At 65.6% G+C, this 18,361-nt stretch carries 19 protein-coding genes; 1 reads left to right on the plus strand and 18 read right to left on the minus strand.

The features are described from left to right. Nucleotides 1-3: 3 nt before the first annotated feature. The 5 genes from urtE to urtA form a co-directional block, all read right to left on the minus strand. On the minus strand, nt 4-702 hold the full coding sequence (urtE, locus tag BMY03_RS21445; RefSeq protein WP_023630085.1) for an urea ABC transporter ATP-binding subunit UrtE: 699 nt from the start codon (nt 700-702) through the stop codon (nt 4-6). Nucleotides 703-747: 45 nt separating this feature from the next. Further along, complete coding sequence (gene urtD / locus BMY03_RS21450; RefSeq protein WP_094012231.1) at nt 748-1,605, minus strand: urea ABC transporter ATP-binding protein UrtD; 858 nt, start codon at nt 1,603-1,605, stop codon at nt 748-750. Continuing rightward, nucleotides 1,602-2,681, minus strand: a complete 1,080-nt coding sequence (gene urtC, locus BMY03_RS21455) for an urea ABC transporter permease subunit UrtC (RefSeq protein WP_062572703.1) — start codon at nt 2,679-2,681, stop codon at nt 1,602-1,604. Before urtC ends, urtD begins: the two co-directional genes overlap by 4 nt. After that, nucleotides 2,681-4,168, minus strand: a complete 1,488-nt coding sequence (gene urtB / locus BMY03_RS21460; protein WP_177182943.1) for an urea ABC transporter permease subunit UrtB — start codon at nt 4,166-4,168, stop codon at nt 2,681-2,683. The genes urtC and urtB overlap by 1 nt, the downstream gene beginning before the upstream one ends. A 111-nt stretch (nt 4,169-4,279) precedes the next feature. Further along, entirely contained in the window at nt 4,280-5,545 is a 1,266-nt protein-coding gene (gene urtA, locus BMY03_RS21465) for an urea ABC transporter substrate-binding protein (RefSeq protein WP_094012233.1), read from the minus strand. 516 nt (nt 5,546-6,061) lie between these two features. Between urtA and BMY03_RS21470 the strand changes: the two genes are divergently transcribed. Beyond that, nucleotides 6,062-6,361, plus strand: coding sequence for a hypothetical protein (locus BMY03_RS21470; RefSeq protein ID WP_028691297.1), 300 nt, complete (start codon nt 6,062-6,064; stop codon nt 6,359-6,361). An 86-nt stretch (nt 6,362-6,447) separates the two neighbouring features. Here BMY03_RS21470 and cycA read toward each other — a convergent pair whose 3' ends face one another. From cycA to cbiE, 13 genes are all read right to left on the minus strand, one after another. Further along, the gene (gene cycA / locus BMY03_RS21475) at nt 6,448-7,863 is read right to left on the minus strand and encodes a D-serine/D-alanine/glycine transporter (RefSeq protein ID WP_094012234.1); all 1,416 of its coding nucleotides are present in this window, start codon (nt 7,861-7,863) and stop codon (nt 6,448-6,450) included. A gap of 246 nt (nt 7,864-8,109) precedes the next feature. Beyond that, nucleotides 8,110-9,474, minus strand: a complete 1,365-nt coding sequence (locus BMY03_RS21480) for a PepSY-associated TM helix domain-containing protein (RefSeq protein ID WP_094012235.1) — start codon at nt 9,472-9,474, stop codon at nt 8,110-8,112. Between the two features lie 58 nt (nt 9,475-9,532). Next, entirely contained in the window at nt 9,533-11,599 is a 2,067-nt protein-coding gene (locus BMY03_RS21485) for a TonB-dependent copper receptor (RefSeq protein WP_094012236.1), read from the minus strand. A gap of 69 nt (nt 11,600-11,668) precedes the next feature. Beyond that, complete coding sequence (locus BMY03_RS21490) at nt 11,669-12,094, minus strand: DUF2946 domain-containing protein (RefSeq protein WP_023631117.1); 426 nt, start codon at nt 12,092-12,094, stop codon at nt 11,669-11,671. 20 nt (nt 12,095-12,114) lie between these two features. Next, nucleotides 12,115-12,600, minus strand: a complete 486-nt coding sequence (locus BMY03_RS21495; RefSeq protein WP_023631116.1) for a copper chaperone PCu(A)C — start codon at nt 12,598-12,600, stop codon at nt 12,115-12,117. Between the two features lie 47 nt (nt 12,601-12,647). Beyond that, nucleotides 12,648-13,037, minus strand: a complete 390-nt coding sequence (locus BMY03_RS21500; RefSeq protein WP_094012237.1) for a DUF2946 domain-containing protein — start codon at nt 13,035-13,037, stop codon at nt 12,648-12,650. Between the two features lie 111 nt (nt 13,038-13,148). Further along, nucleotides 13,149-14,003, minus strand: a complete 855-nt coding sequence (locus tag BMY03_RS21505) for an SPFH domain-containing protein (RefSeq protein ID WP_023631114.1) — start codon at nt 14,001-14,003, stop codon at nt 13,149-13,151. 26 nt (nt 14,004-14,029) lie between these two features. Next, nucleotides 14,030-14,467: an NfeD family protein gene (locus BMY03_RS21510; protein WP_088852331.1), complete on the minus strand. Its 438-nt coding sequence runs from the start codon at nt 14,465-14,467 to the stop codon at nt 14,030-14,032. Between the two features lie 72 nt (nt 14,468-14,539). After that, complete coding sequence (gene vapC, locus BMY03_RS21515; RefSeq protein WP_028691288.1) at nt 14,540-14,950, minus strand: type II toxin-antitoxin system tRNA(fMet)-specific endonuclease VapC; 411 nt, start codon at nt 14,948-14,950, stop codon at nt 14,540-14,542. Beyond that, nucleotides 14,950-15,180 carry a type II toxin-antitoxin system VapB family antitoxin gene (gene vapB, locus BMY03_RS21520; protein ID WP_094012238.1) on the minus strand — a complete coding sequence of 77 codons (231 nt, stop codon included), beginning with the start codon at nt 15,178-15,180 and terminating at the stop codon, nt 14,950-14,952. Before vapB ends, vapC begins: the two co-directional genes overlap by 1 nt. An 82-nt stretch (nt 15,181-15,262) precedes the next feature. Then, complete coding sequence (locus BMY03_RS21525) at nt 15,263-15,991, minus strand: cobalt-precorrin-6A reductase (protein WP_028691287.1); 729 nt, start codon at nt 15,989-15,991, stop codon at nt 15,263-15,265. Beyond that, a complete protein-coding gene (locus BMY03_RS21530; RefSeq protein ID WP_094012239.1) occupies nt 15,988-17,082 on the minus strand; it encodes a cobalt-precorrin-5B (C(1))-methyltransferase in 1,095 nt (364 codons plus the stop codon). Before BMY03_RS21530 ends, BMY03_RS21525 begins: the two co-directional genes overlap by 4 nt. After that, the gene (cbiE, locus tag BMY03_RS21535; protein ID WP_094012268.1) at nt 17,075-18,286 is read right to left on the minus strand and encodes a precorrin-6y C5,15-methyltransferase (decarboxylating) subunit CbiE; all 1,212 of its coding nucleotides are present in this window, start codon (nt 18,284-18,286) and stop codon (nt 17,075-17,077) included. The genes BMY03_RS21530 and cbiE overlap by 8 nt, the downstream gene beginning before the upstream one ends. Nucleotides 18,287-18,361 lie beyond the last annotated feature (75 nt).

Below are 18,361 nucleotides of genomic sequence, written 5' to 3' on the forward strand. Positions count from 1 at the left end.
AGATTAAATGGTAACCAGGCCGCGCACACCTTCGGCCTGCATGTTTTCGCCGCGGCCGCGCTGGACGATTTCGCCACGGGCCATGACCAGGTACTGGTCGGCCAGTTCCTCGGCGAAGTCGTAGAACTGCTCCACCAGCAGGATGGCCATGTCGCCACGGTCGGCGAGCTTGCGGATCACCGCGCCGATCTCCTTGATCACTGAGGGTTGGATACCTTCGGTGGGCTCGTCGAGGATCAGCAGGCGCGGGCGGCTGGCCAGGGCGCGGCCGATGGCCAATTGTTGCTGCTGGCCGCCGGACAGGTCGCCGCCACGGCGTTGTTTCATCTGCTCCAGCACCGGGAACAGTTCGTAGATGAATGCCGGCACATCCCGTGCCTCGCGGGCGGGGAACCGCGACAGGCCCATCAGCAGGTTTTCCTCCACGGTCAGGCGCGGGAAGATCTCGCGGCCCTGGGGCACGTAGGCGATGCCGGCCTGCACTCGTTGTTGTGGCTTGAGTGTGGTGATCGCTTTGCCTTCCCATTCCACGCGGCCCTCGCGGGCCGGCAGCAGGCCCATCAGGCAGCGCAGCAGGGTGGTCTTGCCCACGCCGTTGCGGCCCAGCAGGCAGGTGACCTCGCCGACCTTGGCCTCGAAGGACAGGCCGCGCAGGATGTGGCTACCGCCGTAGTACTGGTGCAGGGTGTCGATTTTCAGCATGTCTTGCCCTTGTGTGATTTGTGCGTGAGAGCGGGCTTCATAGGCCTATCTACCGAGGTACACCTCGACCACTCGCTCATCCTCCTGCACCTGCGCCAGCGACCCTTCGGCCAGCACACTGCCCTGATGCAGCACCGTCACATGGTCGGCAATGCTGCCGACGAACCCCATGTCATGCTCCACCACCATCAGCGAATGCCTGCGCGCCAGCGAGCGGAACAGCTCGGCGGTGAACTCGGTCTCGGCATCGGTCATCCCCGCCACCGGCTCATCAAGCAGCAGCAGCTTCGGCTCCTGCACCAGTAGCATGCCGATCTCCAGGAACTGCTTCTGCCCGTGGGACAGCAACCCCGCCTGGCGCTGGGCCAGGGGCAGCAGCCGCAAGGTGGTCAGCACCTCGTCGATGCGCTGGCGCTGCTCGCCGCTCAAGCGTGCCAGCAGGCTGGCCCACACCGACTTGTCGGCCTTGAGCGCCAGCTCCAGGTTCTCGAACACCGTCAACGCCTCGAACACCGTGGGCTTCTGGAATTTGCGGCCGATGCCGGCCTGGGCGATCTGGCATTCGCTCATGCGGGTCAGGTCGAGGGTGTCGCCGAAAAACGCGGTCCCCGTGTCGGGCCGAGTCTTGCCGGTGATCACGTCCATCATCGTGGTCTTGCCGGCGCCGTTGGGGCCGATGATGCAGCGCAACTCACCGACGCCGATGTACAGGTTCAGGTCGTTGAGCGCCTTGAAGCCGTCGAAACTGACGCTGATGCCCTCCAGGCTCAGCACCGTGCCGTGGCGGGTGTCGAGCCCAGTCTCGCGGCGCCGACCGAGGCCGATCGCCTCGCGACCGCTGCCGATCTGGTCGAAGATCGGTTCGAGCATGAATTCCGGATGTACCGGGGGCACGCTTCTCATGGCTGGCTCCTTTTCTTCACAAGGCCGACCACGCCCTTGGGCAGGTACAGGGTGACGAGGATGAACAGCGCGCCGAGGAAGAACAGCCAGAACTCGGGAAACGCCACGGTGAACCAGCTCTTCATGCCATTGACCAGGCCGGCGCCGAGCAGTGGCCCGATCAACGTGCCGCGCCCGCCCAGGGCCACCCACACGGCGGCCTCGATGGAGTTGGTCGGCGACATCTCGCTGGGGTTGATGATGCCCACCTGCGGCACGTACAGCGCCCCGGCCAGGCCGCACAGCACGGCGCTGAGCACCCATACCAGCAGCTTGAAGCCACGCGGGTCGTAGCCGCAGAACATCAGGCGGTTCTCGGCGTCACGCACGGCAGTGAGCAGGCGCCCGAACTTGCTCTGGGTCAGGCGCCAGCACAGGAACAGGCTGCCCAGCAGCAGGCCGACCGTGAGCAGGAACAGCACGGCCCGGGTGCCCTGGGCGGCGATGTCGAAACCGACGATGGTGCGGAAGCTGGTGAAGCCGTTGTTGCCGCCAAAGCCTGTCTCGTTGCGGAAGAACAGCAGCATCCCGGCGAAGGTCAGGGCCTGGGTCATGATCGAGAAATACACGCCCTTGATCCGCGAGCGGAAGGCGAAGAAGCCGAACACCAGCGCCAGCAGCCCCGGCGCCAGCACCACCAGGCACAGCGCCCAGGCGAAATGCTGGGTGCCGGCCCAGTACCAGGGCAGCTCGCTCCACGACAGGAAGGTCATGAACCCCGGCAGGCCGTCGCCGGCCGCCTGGCGCATCAGGTACATGCCCATGGCGTAGCCGCCCAGGGCGAAGAACAGGCCATGGCCGAGCGACAGCAACCCGGCGTAGCCCCAGACCAGGTCCAGGGCCAGGGCGACGATGGCGTAGCAGAGGACCTTGCCGACCAGGGTCAGGGTGTAGGCCGAGACCTGCAAGGCGTGCCCGTCGGGCAGCAGCGACAGCAGCGGCAGGGCCAGCAGCACCAGGACGACAACGGCGCCGACGGCCATTGAAACCCGGGTGCCGGCCTTGCGCGTGGCAGTGACAATCAATGGCTGGTTCATCAGTCGATTACCCGTCCCTTGAGGGCGAACAGGCCTTGCGGGCGCTTCTGGATGAACAGAATGATCAGCGCAAGGATGAGGATCTTGCCCAGCACCGCACCGATCTGCGGCTCCAGCAGTTTGTTGGCGATGCCCAGTCCGAAGGCCGCCCACAGGCTGCCAGCCAGTTGGCCGACACCGCCGAGCACCACCACCAGGAACGAGTCGATGATGTAGCTCTGGCCCAGGTCCGGCCCCACGTTGCCGACCTGGCTCAAGGCCACGCCGCCGAGCCCGGCGATGCCTGAGCCGAGGCCGAAGGCGAGCATGTCGACGCGGCCGGTGGACACCCCGCAGCAGGCGGCCATGTTGCGGTTCTGGGTGACCGCGCGCACGTTCAGGCCCAGCCGCGTGCGGTTGAGCAGCAGCCAGGTGAGCAGCACCACGGCGAGGGCGAAGCCGATGATCACCAGGCGGTTGTACGGCAGCACCAGGTTGGGCAGCACCTGGATGCCGCCGGACAGCCAGGCCGGGTTGCTTACCTCGACGTTCTGCGCGCCGAAGAGCAGGCGCACGGCCTGGATCAGGATCAGGCTGATGCCCCAGGTGGCCAGCAGGGTCTCCAGCGGGCGGCCATACAGGTGGCGGATCACCGTGCGCTCCAGGGCCATGCCGACCCCGGCGCTGACGGCGAAGGCCACCGGCAGGGCGATCAGCGGGTAAAACTCGATGGCACCGGGGGCATAGCGCTGCAGCAGCACCTGGACCATATAGGTGCTGTAGGCGCCGAGCATCAGCATCTCGCCGTGGGCCATGTTGATCACCCCGAGCAGGCCGAAGGTGATCGCCAGGCCCAGTGCCGCCAGCAGCAGAATCGAGCCCAGCGACAGACCGCTGAAGGCCTGGCCGAGCAGTTCGCCCACCAGCAGCTTGCGCTGTACCTGGGCCAGGCTGGTTTCGGCGGCGGTGCGCACGGCTGCGTCGGTTTCGGCGTTGGGTTGTAGTAGCGCTTCAAGCCGGGTGCGGGCCAGCGGGTCACCGGTTTCGCCGAGCAGACGCACGGCGGCCAGACGCACTGCCGGGTCGCTGGCGCCCAGTTGCAGGTTGGCCAGGGCCAAGCCGAGGGCCGCGTGCACGGCGGCGTCGGGTTCGGCGGCGAAGCGCCGGTCGAGGAAGGCCATCTGTGCCGGCTGGGCGCTTTTCTGCAACTGCTGGGCGGAGGCCAGGCGGATTGCGCTGTTGTCGCTGAGCAGCTGGTGGCTGGCCAGGGCGTTGTCGATCAGGCCGCGCAGGCGGTTGTTCAGGCGTAGTTTGCGGGTGTCATTTTCAGCGATGCGGCCCTGGCGCAGGTTGTCCAGCAGCGGCAGGCGGGCGGCGTCGGGTTGCGCGGCCCAGGTTTCGAGCAGGCGCGCCTGTTCGGCGGGTTTGGCGCTGAGGAAGAATTCGCCTTCGCTGGCTTGGGTGGCCAGGGGCAGTAGCAGTAGAAAGGTGAGCAGGAGTCTGAGCATGCGGGCCATCCTGGAAATCGGCGGTGGATTCATCGCGGATGAATCCGCTCCTACACGGACCTGTAGGAGCGGATTTATCCGCGATAGGGCTGCGCAGCAGCCCCAGTGCACTCAGTTACCCTTCACCGCATAATCCGGCCGCTTGTCATTCCCCGGAATGAACGGGCTCCACGGCTGCGCCCGCAACGGCTCTTCTGTCTGCCAGACCACACTGAACTGCCCGTCATCCTGGATCTCGCCGATCATTACCGGCTTGTGCAGGTGGTGGTTGCTCTTGTCCATGGTCAGGGTGAAGCCCGACGGTGCCTTGAAGCTCTGCCCGGCTAACGCTTCACGTACTTTGTCGACGTCCGTGGACTTGGCTTTCTCGGCGGCCTGCGCCCACATGTGAATGCCCACGTAGGTGGCTTCCATCGGATCGTTGGTCACCGCCTTGTCGGCCCCGGGCAGGCCCTTGGCCTTGGCGTAGGCCTTCCAGTCGGCGACGAACTTCTGGTTCACCGGGTTATCCACCGACTCGAAGTAGTTCCACGCCGCCAGGTGGCCCACCAGCGGCTTGGTGTCGATGCCGCGCAGCTCTTCTTCACCCACCGAGAACGCCACCACCGGCACATCGGTGGCCTTCAGCCCCTGGTTGGCCAGCTCCTTGTAGAACGGCACGTTGGAGTCGCCGTTGACCGTGGAGATCACCGCTGTCTTGCCGCCCGCCGAGAACTTCTTGATGTTGGCGACGATGGTCTGGTAATCGCTGTGGCCGAACGGCGTGTAGACCTCTTCGATATCCTTGTCGGCCACGCCCTTGCTGTGCAGGAATGCGCGCAAGATCTTGTTGGTGGTGCGCGGGTAGACGTAGTCGGTGCCCAGCAGGAAGAAGCGCTTGGCGCCGCCACCGTCCTCGCTCATCAGGTATTCCACCGCAGGGATCGCCTGCTGGTTGGGCGCCGCGCCGGTGTAGAACACGTTCGGCGACATCTCTTCACCCTCGTATTGCACCGGGTAGAACAGCAGGCCATTGAGCTCCTCGAACACCGGCAGCACCGACTTGCGCGACACCGAGGTCCAGCAGCCGAACACCACCGCCACCTTGTCCTGGGTCAGCAACTGGCGGCTCTTCTCGGCGAACAGCGGCCAGTTGGACGCAGGGTCCACCACCACCGCCTCGAGCTGCTTGCCGTTGACCCCGCCCTTGGCGTTGATCTCGTCGATGGTCATCAGCGCCATGTCCTTGAGCGAGGTCTCGGAAATGGCCATGGTCCCGGAAAGCGAATGCAAGATGCCGACCTTGATGGTCTCGGCGGCCTGGATGCTCCAGCTCAGGCCCATTGCGGCAATCGATGCGCTGAGGGTGAAGGCCTTGATCAGACTGCGTCGCTTCATGTGCTCACTCCGATGTGATGGTGGGTGTTGGCCAGATCGGAGATTGCAAGGGCTGTGCCGAGCGATGGAATGTGCTTGGTAGAGCGGTTATGCGACGAATCGGGGCGCGGGGTGTGGCCAGGATGGTGCTTGCTGCACAGGCTTGCACAGGATTGGGGCCCGGGGCGATGAACACTTTTGACACATAAGCGGTACTTGAGTACCGTGCCGCACCGCAGTAGTTTCTGCGGTTCGGGATTGGCGTCCCGCTGTCAGAACCGGGCACATCGCACCTGCGATAGCGTGTCCTGCATGGTTGCACCCGTTATGGGCGGAGCCGTGTGTGGGAGCCTTCGGGCTCACCGGACCTTCTGACCGGCAACGCCAACCCGCACGGCTCCGTCCACCCATATTGGCGTATGGGCACGGAGATACACTTCAGAAGGCTGCAAGGAGTCGCACCATGCTCAAGAAGATCGTTCCAGATCCACCGTTCGCATTTGTCGAGATCGCCACCTTTCATCGAGAGGTGCAGCCATGAACCAGGAATCGTTGGTCAACCTTACCCCGCGCAAATCACGTCCCGTCACCGCTTGTTCCCACTTTGGCACCTGCAATCACGCCCATGATCCGATTCTCTCGGTACGTGCTGGCGTTGATAGCGAGGATGCGCTGGTGTGCGCCGTGGCGGCGTTGAAGGCGGCGTATGAGACCAATGCTGCCGCGTTGGAGAAGGCGGGGGAGCCGTTGCGCAGTTTGCTGACGGCGACGGAGAACTCGCTGGAGAAAGGCCTGGCGTTGGCCGAAGCCGTGCTTGAAGGGTTGGAGCAAGGCTAGCGGGCCTCATAGCGGGGCAAGCCCGCTCCCACGCCGACCTCACACGGCAGGCGTGGGAGCGGGCTTGCCCCGCGATGGGTTCAGGATCAGTTGTTCGACGCCCCACGCACGGCGGTACGCGGCTGACGCCTGCTGCGCACGAACTGATAGGTCACCGCCAGAATCACGAACCAGATCGGCGTGACCACCAGCGCCGAGCGCGTATCCGCCTCCAGGCTCAACAGCACCAGAATGCCGGCAAAGAACACCAGGCACACGTAGCACATGAAACGCCCGCCGGGCATCTTGTAGGTGGACTGCTCATGCAGCGCCGCGCGCTGTTTGCGGTAGCTCAGGTACGACAGCAGGATCAGCGTCCATACGAACATGAACAGCACCGCCGACACCGTCGTCACCAGGGTGAAGGCTTCGATCACATTGGGTACCAGGTAGATCAGCACCGCGCCCAGCAGCAGGCATGTGCAGGAGAAGTACAGGCCGTTGGCCGGCACCGCGCGGCGCGAGAGTTTCTCGAACGCCTTGGGCGCATCGCCCTCCTGGGCCAGGCCGAACAGCATGCGGCTGGTGGAGAACACGCCGCTGTTGGCCGACGAGGCCGCAGAAGTCAGCACCACGAAGTTGATGATGCTTGCCGCCGCCGGCAGGCCGGCCAGCACGAACAGCTCGACGAACGGGCTCTTGCCCGGCACCACGTCGCGCCATGGGGTCACGGCCATGATGGCGATCAGCGCCAGCACGTAGAACACGATGATGCGGATCGGGATCGAGTTGATCGCCCGCGGCAGGGTGCGCTCGGGGTTCTTTGCTTCGGCGGCGGTGGTGCCCACCAGTTCGATACCGACGAAGGCGAATACGGCGATCTGGAAGCCGGCGAAGAAGCCCAGCAGGCCATTGGGGAACATGCCGCCGTCATTCCACAGGTTGGTCAGGGTGGCGGTGTGCCCACTCGGCGACTGGAAGCCGGTGATGACCATGTACAGGCCGGTGGCGACCAGGCCCATGATGGCGATGATCTTGATCAGGGCGAACCAGAATTCCATTTCGCCGAACATCTTCACCGTCACCAGGTTCAGCGACAGCAACAAGGCCACGCAGCTCAGCGCCGGTATCCACTGTGGCAAGTCCGGGAACCAGAATTGTGTGTAGGCGGCGATCGCCACCACGTCGGCGATGCCAGTGACCACCCAGCAGAACCAGTAGGTCCAGCCGGTGAAGTAGCCGGCCCAGGGGCCGAGCAGGTCGGCGGAGAAATCGATGAACGACTTGTAGTTGAGGTTCGACAGCAGCAGCTCGCCCATGGCGCGCATGACGAAGAACAGCATGAAGCCGATGATCATGTAGACGAAGATGATCGACGGGCCGGCCAGGCTGATGGTCTTGCCCGAGCCCATGAACAGGCCGGTGCCGATGGCGCCGCCAATGGCGATGAGCTGGATGTGACGGTTGGTCAGGTTGCGTTGCAGGTGCTGCTCTTCGGAGGGTGTCTGGGAGGTCCGGGTCATAGGCTGCATTCCATTGAGGGTCAGTCTTTTTGTGAGCGAAAGCCGAGTAGGCTATCACGTCGCGTTCCAATCGCGGGTGTGGCAGATCGGCACGATCTTGGCGGTACAGCGCGATGCTCGACATGACTGGAGTCAATGGTTGCATGGGCTGGCATCATCGCTGGCAAGCCGGCTCCCACAGGGATCGCATCCACCCTTGTGGGAGCCGGCTTGCCGGCGATCAGGCCGGAACAGCCAAGCAAGGTCTCAGGCCCGGGCCAAGGCCCGCTGCCGCACCACCAGGCTATCCACCCCCCACATCACCACCATGGACAACCCCACCAGCGGGAAGGCGAGGCCCAGCACCAGCATCACCGCCACCGCCGTCTTCCAGCGCGGCAGGTCATGGCGCAGTGGCGGCACCCCCAGCCCACCGGCCGGCTTGCGCTTCCACCACATCACCAGCCCGCTTACCGAACCCAGCAAGATCATCAGGCACACCAGCAGGATGACGAGCTGGTTCAACGGCCCGAACATCTTGCCCTCGTGCAGCATCACCCCCAGCTCCGTGGCGCGGGCCACCGGGCTGTAGTCCTGCCAGCGCACGTCGGCCAGCACCTGCCCGGTGTACTGGTCGACATGCAGGGTGGCGTCGTTGCGCGGATCGTCGGCGAACACCGCGATGGTGAACACGCCGTCGGCACTGGTCGGCAGGGTGATGCTGTAGCCCGGTTCGACCTTGCGCAGGGTGGCGACATCCTCGACTTGTTGCAGGCTGACCTGCGGCGCCGCTGGTGCGTGATCCATCATGTGATGCCCGGCATGCTCGGCATGGGCGCCGGACACTGGCATCGGCGTGTTCTCCATCGCCCACGGCACGGTCTGGCGGTGGGCGCTGTTGAGGTCGCGGGCTTCTTTGTCGGACTTGGGCACGTCGTTCCACATGGCCGCCGGGAAGCGGTTCCACAGGTCGGCGTACTGTTTGCCCCACAGCCCGGTCCAGGTCATGCCGCTGAGCAGCATCAGCAGCAGCAGGGCCGAGCCCCAGAAACCGGTGACGGCATGCAGGTCGCGCCACAGCAAGCGGCCGCGCGCGCTGAAACGTGGCCACAGCACGCCCGCGCTGCTGCGCCCGCGTGGCCACCAGAGATAGAGCCCGGACACCACCAGCACAATGCCCCAGCCCGCCGCCAGTTCAACCAGCCGGTCACCGACCGTGCCGACCATCAGTTCGCCATGCAAGGCGCGTGCGATGGCCTGCAGGTTCTGTTTGCCATCCTGCTCGCCCAGTACCTGGCCGCTGTACGGGTCGACGAAGACATTCAGCTCGCGCCCGCCGTCATGCACCACGAACTGTGCGCTGCGCTCGGCGCTCACCGGCGGCAGATACTGTCCCACCTGGCCTTGTGGATAAGCCTGGCGCACGTTGGCCAGCAGCGTGTCGGCGCCCTGTCGGTGATGGCCGGCCTCGACCACCATCAGCTCGCGGTACAGCAACGGATCGAGTTGCGGCTTGAACAGGTAGATGATCCCGGTAAGCGCCAGCAGGATCATGAATGGCGCCACGAACAGCCCGGCATAGAAATGCCAGCGCCACGCAAGGTTGTAGAAGGAAACGTTTGGTTTGCTCATTAGAGCCTCCCGTAGACCTTAAGTGGGCGCGGTCAGGTCCCGCGCCCGTTTGTTGTTGTCAGAAGCTGAAGTCGACCTTGGTCCAGAAGGTCCTGCCTGGCTCGTTCACCGGGTCCGTGGCGCTGGCCGGGTAGCCGAACCCGGCGTTCCCGGCCAGGTTCAGGTGCTCGGCGTAGGCCTTGTCGAACAGGTTGTCGACGCCCGCGCTGAGCTTGAGGTTGTTGTTGACCTTGTAGGCGCCGTTGAGCGAGAACACGCCGAAGCCTGAGCTTGCGTCGTAATCCTTGCCGACCACGTTGCCCTGGTTTTTGGCAATGCGGTTCTGCTCGTCGACCAGGCGCCACAGGGCACCGACGCTCCAGGTGTCGCGGCTGTAGGTCAGCCCCAGGCGGCTTTCCAGCGGTGGCATCTGTGGCAGGGCCTTGCCGTCGCTGCTGTTCTTGCCCCAGGCGTAGGCCAGGGTGGCGTCGGCCTTCCAGTTCTCGGTCAGTTTGTAGGCCGCGCCCAGTTCGCCGCCCATGATGCGGGCGTCGACGTTCTGCGCCTGGGAGGTGAGCGAGCCCATCATGTTGCGCTGGTAGTCGAACAGGATGTAGTCGCGGACCTGCCCGACATAACCCGAGGCCCAGGCCTCCAGGCGCTCGTCGCGGTACTGGATGCCGAAGTCGAGCTGGGTGGTCTTCTCCGGCTTGATGCCGTCGAAGGCGTTGACCGAGCCGGCCGGGGCGCGCTTGGGCGAGAACAGCTCCCAGTAGTCGGGGAAGCGCTGGGTGTGGCCGAGGCCGATGTAGGTGGTGGCCGGAATCGCCGCCAGGTCGTGCTCGTAGCGCACGAAGCCGCTGGGCAGGGTGTCGGCGCGGGTGTCGCCTTCGGTGGCGCTGCCCTTGCGGAAATCGCGGGCCGAGGCACGGTCCAGGCGGGCGCCGGTGACCAGGCGATCCTCACCGGTCGCATACCAGGTGAGCTCGCCGAAGGCGCCGTAGTTGTGGAAGTCGGCGTCCTTGGTCCAGGGCTGGCCCTTGTGCGCGTTGACGCCCATGCCGCCGCGCTGGCGGTGTTCGTTGGTCTGCGCGTCGATGCCGCTGATCAGTTGCACGTCGGCCCAGCGCCAGGTGGCCTTGATCCGTGCGCCCATGGTACGGCGGTCGACGTTGCTGACCATGGGCATGCCCATCATGCCGGTGCCCGACGGAGTGCGCAGGGTGTAGTTGTCCATCACGTGGTCAGCGTAGTTGTAGTAGACCTGCGCCTCGACCTTGTCGAGCACCTCGCCCAGGTTGGACTTCTCGAAGCGCAGCCCCAGGCTCTCGCGCTTGAACTGCGAACCGTCCATGCCGCGTCCGGCGGAGCGAGCCTCGCCGTCGCCCTTGCCAGCGGTCAGTTCCAGCAAGGTGTCGGCGTCCGGGGTCCAGCCGAGGCTGACGTCGCCGTTCCACTTGTCCCAGCGCGACGGCACGGTATCGCCGTTGCCGTCCTCGAAGTCGTCCGAGTGCGACTGGTTACCGATGAAGCGCACGTAGCCGAGCTGGTTGCCGGCCGCGGCGTCGAGGACCTTGTCGAAGCGGCCGTTGGAGCCAGCCAATACGCTGCCGTTGACCCGGCTACCCAACTCGCCGAACTTCTCCGGCTCACGCTCGAAGAGAATGGTGCCAGCCGAGCCGCCCGGCCCCCAGATCACGCTCTGCGGGCCCTTGATCACGGTGAGGCGGTCGTAGGTTTCCGGCGAGATGTACGAGGTTGGCGCGTCCATGCGGCCCGGGCAGGCGCCGAGCATCATGCCGCCGTTGGTGAGGATGTTCAGGCGCGAACCGAACATGCCGCGCAGCACCGGGTCGCCATTGGTGCCGCCAGCGCGGATCACCGAGAACCCGGGGATGGTCTTGAGGTAGTCACCGCCGTCGCTGGCCGGCACGGGCTGGCGCGGGTCCTTGGGGTTGGTGACCACGGTCAGCGGCGAGCTCGGGGCGATGGCGGTGATCACCGTCGGGCTCAGTTCGGCCGCGTCGTGGATGTGGCCTTCGTGGCCGGTTTCGGCGGCAAGGGCCAGTGGCGCGAGCAGCGAGCCGCAGAGCACGGCGATGGTGCCGCGCAGGGAAAGGGCAAAAACAGGGGTGCAGCCGGACATAATGATTCCAGTCGATCAGTCATGAGTCAGCGCGAAGCCTCCTGGCTTCGGGCGTTTATCGGGTTGTGTTCAGGCGACGATCGAACCGGGCGGCGCGCGGCTGCGGGCGCCGGGGAATACAGCCTGCCGGGCATGGCCCTGGCGCGTGGCATTGGCGAGGTGGACAGGGGGGAGTTGGCTGCCCGCAGTCAGCGGGCTGAGGGTCTGGGGCAGGGCGGGGCAGTTGAACAGCAGGCTGCAGTAGCCGCACTTCTCCCACATGACATGCAGCTGGCCATCGTTGCCGTGGCCATGGTGCTCGTCGTGAGCGTGGGCCATGGGCATGCTCATCGACATGTCCATGGGCATGCCGGCGTGGTGCTCCATTGGCATCGACTGGGAAACCAGCGGGCCGATGAAGATCATCCACATGGCGAACAGGCTCAGCCAGCCGCCACCGACGCGCCTGCGATCAGGGCGGGTGCTGCGGGCGGAGCTGTAGCGCGGCAGGCTCATGGCGAGCGCCTGTCAGTCGGTCAGTGCGTGTGTTCGTGCGCTGCGGCTTGTTCGGCCGGCGGCTGCTTCTGCACCGCGACGTCGACCGTGACGTCACCGGCTTTCTCGAAGTGCAGGGTCAGCGGGAAGCGTTTGCCATCGGTGAGCAGGCTGCGGTCCTTGGGCTGCATGATCATCACGTGGTAGGCGCTGGGGGCGAACACCACATCCTTGCCGGCCGGGACCAATACGCTAGGTACATGCTGCATCTTCATGGCGCCGGCGGCGCTCATCACATGCTCGTGCAACTGGGCGTCGTCGGTGATGGGGCTTTGCACCGAGAGCAGGCGGTCATCGGCCTTGCCGTTGTTGTGCACGACAAAGTAGGCCGCGACGTTAGGCGCGTTCGGCGGCAGCTCCAGCGACCAGGGGTGGGCGATGTGCAGGTCGCCGACGCTGTACTCGTGGGCGTTGGCGTAGGCGCCGGGCAGCAGCAGGGCGGCCAGGACGAGGGCTTGCTTGAGCATGGGTGAGTCTCCGGTCTGTTCAGTTTCTGAAGGACAGCGTAGTGAAATCAGACCAGCGGAGAGGCACGAGGATTGAGTGCGGGCCAGAGCTGGCGCGGCGTGGGTTGGTAGTCGGCGAGGTGCGGCAGGTGCCTGGCGATCAGAAGCGGCGGGTTGTGCAACTGTGGCGGGTAGCTGGGCAAGGCCAGCAGTGGCGCCGCGCCCAGGCAGCACCAGCAGTTCATCATGCTGGCGCTTTCGTCGCTTTGCTGCCCCAGGTCGATCTTGGCCAGGGCCTGGACATCGACCTTGGCCTTGTTGGCCATGCTGGAGCAGAAAGCCCCCCACAGCAGCTGCTCGGCCGGGCCTTTGGGCGCGGCAGAAGACAGCGGCATGGCCAGCAGGTTGAACAGCACTGCAAGGCAGGCTATCCAGGCAATGTGCCGACGTGGGGGCATGGAGAGATCCGGTCAGGAATCGTGATGGCTATTGTACGGCGGAGTATAGGTAAAAAAGCCGGGGTGCGGTGAAGTGCCGCACCTGGGGCTGCACAGCAGCCGCAGGTGATATCAGGCCTTGCCGCGCCCCATCAGGCCGCGCACGGTTTCCTGCAGGTCAGCCGGCAGCACCACGACTTTCGAATTGTCGCTGGCCGCCAGGTTTTCCATTGCGCCAATGTAACGCTCACCCAGCAGGTACATGGCCGGCACGGTCTCGCTACCCACGGCTTCCTTGACCAGGGTGATCGCCCGCGCCGACGCCTCGGCCAGGTTCACCTGGGCCTCGGCATCCAGCTTGGCCGCCTGCAGGCGCGCTTCGGCCTCGAGAATCGCCGCCTGCTTGTTGCCCTCGGCGCGGGTCACGTCGGCTTTACGTTCACGCTCGGCGGCGGCCTGACGCTCCATGGCGGTCTGCATGCTCGGCGACGGCTTGATGTCCTGGATCTCCACCGAGCGCACGGTCACGCCCCAGTCTTCGGTTTGCTCGGACATCGCCTCGCGCAGGCGCGCCTTGATCTGCTCGCGGCTGGACAGCGCCTCGTCCAGGTCCATGGCGCCGACGATGGCGCGCAGCGAGGTCATGGTCAGGCTGGTGACGGCGAACGAGAAGTTCTGCACGCCGTACGAGGCTTTCTGTGGGTCGACCACCTTGGCGAAGCACAGGGCGTTGGCGACGATCACCGCATTGTCCTTGGTGATGATTTCCTGCTGTTGCACATCGAGGATGATGTCCTTGGTCGGCAGGCGGTAGGCGACCACGTCCATGTACGGAATGACGATGTTCAGGCCCGGCTTGAGAGTGCTGTGGTAGCGGCCCAGGCGCTCGACGATCCATTCCTCGCCCTGGGGCACGATGCGCACGCCCTTGAACACGGTGATGAGGACGAATACAGCGAGGGTGGCGACGACGATGAGGCTGGTCATGGTGCGAACTTCCTTTTAGTGCGGATTCAGGCCCGGGTAACCCGGGCGGTGTTGCCTTCGATGGCGGCCAGGCGCACGCGCTCGCCGGCGGGGATGTCGCTGTCGGCGACGCAGGTCCATTCCTCGTTGCCGAGGATCGGTTTCTGGAAGCGCACCCGGCCTTTCTGGAACTGCGACACGTTGGCGGTCAGCAGGCCGACCTCGCCGATCACGCTGTCGGCGGTCCAGCGCACGTCTGGCTTCTTGCGGCGGAACACCTTGAACCAGAGCACGGTGGTGATCGATGAGAACACCACCCACAGCAGGCCCTGCATATCGAGTTGCAGGCTGGGCGCGAGCAGCGAGACGAGCGACACCAGCACGGCGCCGATGCCGAACCAGAGGATGAAGAAGGTGGGGAGTACCAGTTCCAGCAGGATCAAGGCCACGCCGAAGACGAGCCAGATCCACCATTGCATTTCCATATGGGTGGAGCCTTCCAGAAGGGGAGAGGTGATTTTACGGCAGGATCAAGGCACAGGGCCATCTCGCGACCGTCAGCGTGGATGTGTCACCCAATCTTCCACACGCAGCCCCGGAACACGCTGGAACTCGCGCAGGTTGTTGGTCACCAGCGTGAGGCCGCGCGCGCGGGCGTGGCCGGCAATCATTCTGTCGTAGGGGCCGATGGGCGTGCCGGCCTTGGCCAGTTCCGCACGTAGCTGCGCGGTGTGAGCTGCGCCCTGAATGTCGTAGTCAAGCACATCGAGCCGTGCGGCGAACCCCTCGACAATGGCCAGATTACGCTCCGGCGCGGCGGACTTTTCCGCACCGTAGATCAACTCCATCAGGGTTACCGTGCTGATGGCCAACTGGCCGTGGTGCCGATTGAATGCCTCGCGCACCACTTGTGGCTTGTTCTTGATGGTGAAAATGCAGATGTTGGTATCGAGCATGTACCTGAGCATCAGAATCCTTCGCGCTCCTGGTCGGCTGGCTGTTCCCTGCTCGCCATGAAGTCCGAACTCACATCGTCACCCTCGAACCAGCTGTCCCAGCTTTCGCCGGCAGGCGAGATGATACGGGAACGGCCCACCGCGACGATGTCCACTCGGGTGACGTCGTCTGGAAGGGCGAGGGCTTTTGGCATGCGGATAGCCTGGCTGCGGTTGCTTTTGAAGACTGCACCTTGCTCCATGATGGGCCTCCTTGAAAGCGCAAATGTATGTCCGGAGTTTAATTCCAGGAGTGGATATGTCAATGGGATATACGTAGCATGATCAGGCCTTGAACAGGCCGAGTGCCTCTAGCAGCGACCCTGCATCGTGAAATGCCCGATCCACTTCCGGCAGCACCGGCCGCTCGAGCACCAGTACTGGAATCCCGCGCTCCCGCGCCACTTCCAGTTTCGGCTCGGTGGCCGTGCTGCCGCTGTTCTTGCTCACCAGCACGTCGATCTGCCGACGTTCGAACAGGGCACGTTCATCGTCGATGAGGAATGGCCCGCGCGCACCGATCACTTCGCAGCGGTCATTGCCGGGGCACGCCTCGAGGGCGCGCAGGGTCCAGAACTGGTGTGGCGGGATTTCGTCCAGGTGTTGCAGGGGCTCTCGACCCAGGGTGAACAAGGGGCGTTCGAATGGGGCCAGCGCCGCGATCAGCCCGGCCCAGTCCTCGACTTCGCGCCAGTCATCACCGGGCTGCGCCTGCCATGCCGGACGGCGCAGGGCCCAGCAGGGAATGCCGGCGCAGTGTGCGGCGAGGGCGGCGTTGCGGCTGATCTGCGCGGCATAGGGATGGGTGGCGTCGATCAGCAGGTCGATGCCTTCGGCGCGCATGTACTCGGCCAGGCCTTCGGCGCCGCCATAGCCGCCGACTCGCACCTGGCAGGCCAGGTCCTGGGGAATGCGGCCGATGCCGGCGAGGCTGTAGACATGTTGCGGACCCAACTGGCGGGCGATGGCCAGGGCTTCGGTGACGCCGCCGAGGAGCAGGATGCGCCCGTTCATGCCACACCCGCCTTGCCGACGATGCCACCCTGGCGGTCGATGGCGAACACTTCCACCTGCACCTGGGCCGGCACCACGCTGCGGGCGAAGACCAGGGCGTGGCGGCACACCTCGTCACCCAGGGCGATGCCGGCGGCATGCGCCAGGGCGAGGGCCTGCTGGCTGGTGTTGGCGGCGACGATCGCCTGTTGCAGGGCCTGGTCCGCGCCAATGGCCGCCGCCCAGCCCGCCAGTTGCGGCAGGTCGATGCTCGAATGACGGCTGTGCAGGTCCATGTGCCCGGCCGCCAGCTTGCTGATCTTGCCGAAGCCGCCGCACAGCGTGAGGCGCGGCACCGGCACCTTGCGCAGGTGCTTGAGCACGGCGCCGACGAAGTCGCCCATCTCGATCAGGGCGATTTCCGGCAGGTCGTAGACCCGGCGCATGGTGTCTTCGCTGGCGTTGCCGGTACAGGCGGCGATGTGCGTGTAGCCGTTGGTGTGGGCGACGTCGATGCCCTGGTGGATCGAGGCGATGTAGGCCGAGCAGGAAAACGGCCGGACGATGCCGCTGGTACCGAGGATCGACAGCCCGCCGAGGATGCCCAGGCGCGGGTTCATGGTCTTCAGGGCCAGCGACTCGCCGTCCTGGACATTGACCGTGACTTCAAAACCGCCGTCATAGCCACATTCGCAGGCCAACTGTTGCAAGTGGTCGCCGATCATCCTGCGCGGTACCGGGTTGATCGCCGGCTCGCCGACGCCCAGCACCAGCCCCGGGCGGGTCACGGTCCCCACGCCTTGCCCGGCGACAAAGCGAATGCCGGGCTCGGCCAGCAGGCGCACCTGGCTGTAGAGCAGGGCGCCATGGGTGACATCGGGGTCGTCGCCGGCATCTTTCAGGGTGCCGGCTTCGGCGGCTTCGCCTTTGAGATGGCAGAACTCCAGGCGCATCTCTACCACCTTGCCCTTGGGCAGGGTGATGTGCACCGCGTCATTGTGCTGGCCGGTCAGCAGCAGGCGCGCCGCCGCCAGGCTGGTGGCGGTGGCGCAGCTGCCGGTGGTCAGGCCGCTGCGCAGGGGCGCGGGCTGTTCGCGGGTTTCTTCACGCATCGACGGGTTTCACCACATCGAGCAAAGTGATCGGCAGGGCCTGGCGCCAGGTGTCGAAACTGCCCAGCGGCTGGGTGTGGGCGATATGGATACGGGTCAACTCGCCGCCATGCTGGTCGCGAAACTGCGCCAGGGCGACCTCGCTTTGCAGCGTGACGGCGTTGGCAACCAGGCGCCCGCCCGGCAGCAGGCGCTGCCAGCACAGGTCGAGCACGCCTTCGCGGGTGACGCCGCCGCCGATGAAGATCGCGTCCGGACGCTCCAGCCCGGCCAAGGCCTCGGGTGCCTTGCCGCGGATCAGTTGCAGGCCGGGCACCCCGAGGGTGTCGCGGTTGTGTTCGATGTAGCCCTGGCGGCCTTCGTCTGCCTCGATCGCAAGGGTGCGGCAGCTGGGATGGGCGCGCATCCATTCGATGCCGATGGAGCCGCAACCGGCGCCTACGTCCCACAGCAGTTCGCCCGGCTGCGGTGCCAGGCGGGCCAGGGTAATCGCTCGTACGTCGCGCTTGGTCAGCTGGCCGTCGTGACGGAAGGCGCTATCGGGCAGGCCGGCCACGCGAGGCAGGCGTGGGGTATCAGGTGAGGCCTGGCATTCGATGGCGACCAGGTTGAGCAGGGCGATGTCGGTATGTGGCCAATCGTCGGCGGTGCCGCTCAGCGTTCGTTCCAGTGGGCCGCCGAGGTGTTCGAACACCTGGAGACGGCTGGGGCCGAAGCCACGTTCGCGCAACTGCGCGGCAATGGCCGCCGGGCTGCTTTCGTCGTTGCTCAACACCAGCAGGCGCATGCCGCTGTACAGGTGGGCATTGAGCGCCGCCAGCGGGCGGGCGACCACCGAGACCACCTGCACGTCCTGCAGCGGCCAACCCAGGCGGGCGGCGGCCAGGGCGCAGGAGGAGGGCATCGACAGCACCTGCAGTTCCTCGGCGGGCAGCTGGCGCGCCAGGCTGGCGCCGACGCCGTAGAACATCGGATCGCCGCTGGCCAATACGCATACCGGCTCACCGCGCAGGGCCAGGACCGGGGCCAGGGAGAAGGGGCTGGGCCAGTGCAGTTGCTCGGCGGTGACGCAGCGGGGCAACAGGGCCAGCTGGCGCGGGGCACCGATGATGCGCGTGGCTGCTAGCAGGGCGCGCCGGGCCTGTTTGCCCAGGCCGCTGAAGCCGTCTTCGCCGATGCCTATTACTGTCAGCCAGGGAGCCATCTGTTCCTCGTACCGTTCATTGATCGCGGGGCGTTCGACCACCGGTTTTTCATGCCGCCGGACAAAGCAGGCATA

This window comes from Pseudomonas soli, assembly GCF_900110655.1.
In the GTDB taxonomy this organism is placed as follows: Bacteria; Pseudomonadota; Gammaproteobacteria; order Pseudomonadales; family Pseudomonadaceae; genus Aquipseudomonas; species Aquipseudomonas soli.

Coding starts and splice junctions, on each gene's coding strand:
- BMY03_RS21490 (WP_023631117.1), bottom strand. CDS start 12,094: ATGAGCCTGCCGCGCTACAGCTCCGCCCGCAGCACCCGCCCTGATCGC.
- BMY03_RS21500 (WP_094012237.1), bottom strand. CDS start 13,037: ATGCCCCCACGTCGGCACATTGCCTGGATAGCCTGCCTTGCAGTGCTG.
- cbiE (WP_094012268.1), bottom strand. CDS start 18,286: ATGGCTCCCTGGCTGACAGTAATAGGCATCGGCGAAGACGGCTTCAGC.
- BMY03_RS21505 (WP_023631114.1), bottom strand. CDS start 14,003: ATGACCAGCCTCATCGTCGTCGCCACCCTCGCTGTATTCGTCCTCATC.
- vapB (WP_094012238.1), bottom strand. CDS start 15,180: ATGGAGCAAGGTGCAGTCTTCAAAAGCAACCGCAGCCAGGCTATCCGC.
- urtC (WP_062572703.1), bottom strand. CDS start 2,681: ATGAACCAGCCATTGATTGTCACTGCCACGCGCAAGGCCGGCACCCGG.
- BMY03_RS21510 (WP_088852331.1), bottom strand. CDS start 14,467: ATGGAAATGCAATGGTGGATCTGGCTCGTCTTCGGCGTGGCCTTGATC.
- urtE (WP_023630085.1), bottom strand. CDS start 702: ATGCTGAAAATCGACACCCTGCACCAGTACTACGGCGGTAGCCACATC.
- BMY03_RS21485 (WP_094012236.1), bottom strand. CDS start 11,599: ATGTCCGGCTGCACCCCTGTTTTTGCCCTTTCCCTGCGCGGCACCATC.
- vapC (WP_028691288.1), bottom strand. CDS start 14,950: ATGCTCAGGTACATGCTCGATACCAACATCTGCATTTTCACCATCAAG.
- urtB (WP_177182943.1), bottom strand. CDS start 4,168: ATGCTCAGACTCCTGCTCACCTTTCTACTGCTACTGCCCCTGGCCACC.
- urtA (WP_094012233.1), bottom strand. CDS start 5,545: ATGAAGCGACGCAGTCTGATCAAGGCCTTCACCCTCAGCGCATCGATT.
- BMY03_RS21525 (WP_028691287.1), bottom strand. CDS start 15,991: ATGAACGGGCGCATCCTGCTCCTCGGCGGCGTCACCGAAGCCCTGGCC.
- BMY03_RS21470 (WP_028691297.1), top strand. CDS start 6,062: ATGAACCAGGAATCGTTGGTCAACCTTACCCCGCGCAAATCACGTCCC.
- cycA (WP_094012234.1), bottom strand. CDS start 7,863: ATGACCCGGACCTCCCAGACACCCTCCGAAGAGCAGCACCTGCAACGC.
- BMY03_RS21480 (WP_094012235.1), bottom strand. CDS start 9,474: ATGAGCAAACCAAACGTTTCCTTCTACAACCTTGCGTGGCGCTGGCAT.
- urtD (WP_094012231.1), bottom strand. CDS start 1,605: ATGAGAAGCGTGCCCCCGGTACATCCGGAATTCATGCTCGAACCGATC.
- BMY03_RS21495 (WP_023631116.1), bottom strand. CDS start 12,600: ATGCTCAAGCAAGCCCTCGTCCTGGCCGCCCTGCTGCTGCCCGGCGCC.
- BMY03_RS21530 (WP_094012239.1), bottom strand. CDS start 17,082: ATGCGTGAAGAAACCCGCGAACAGCCCGCGCCCCTGCGCAGCGGCCTG.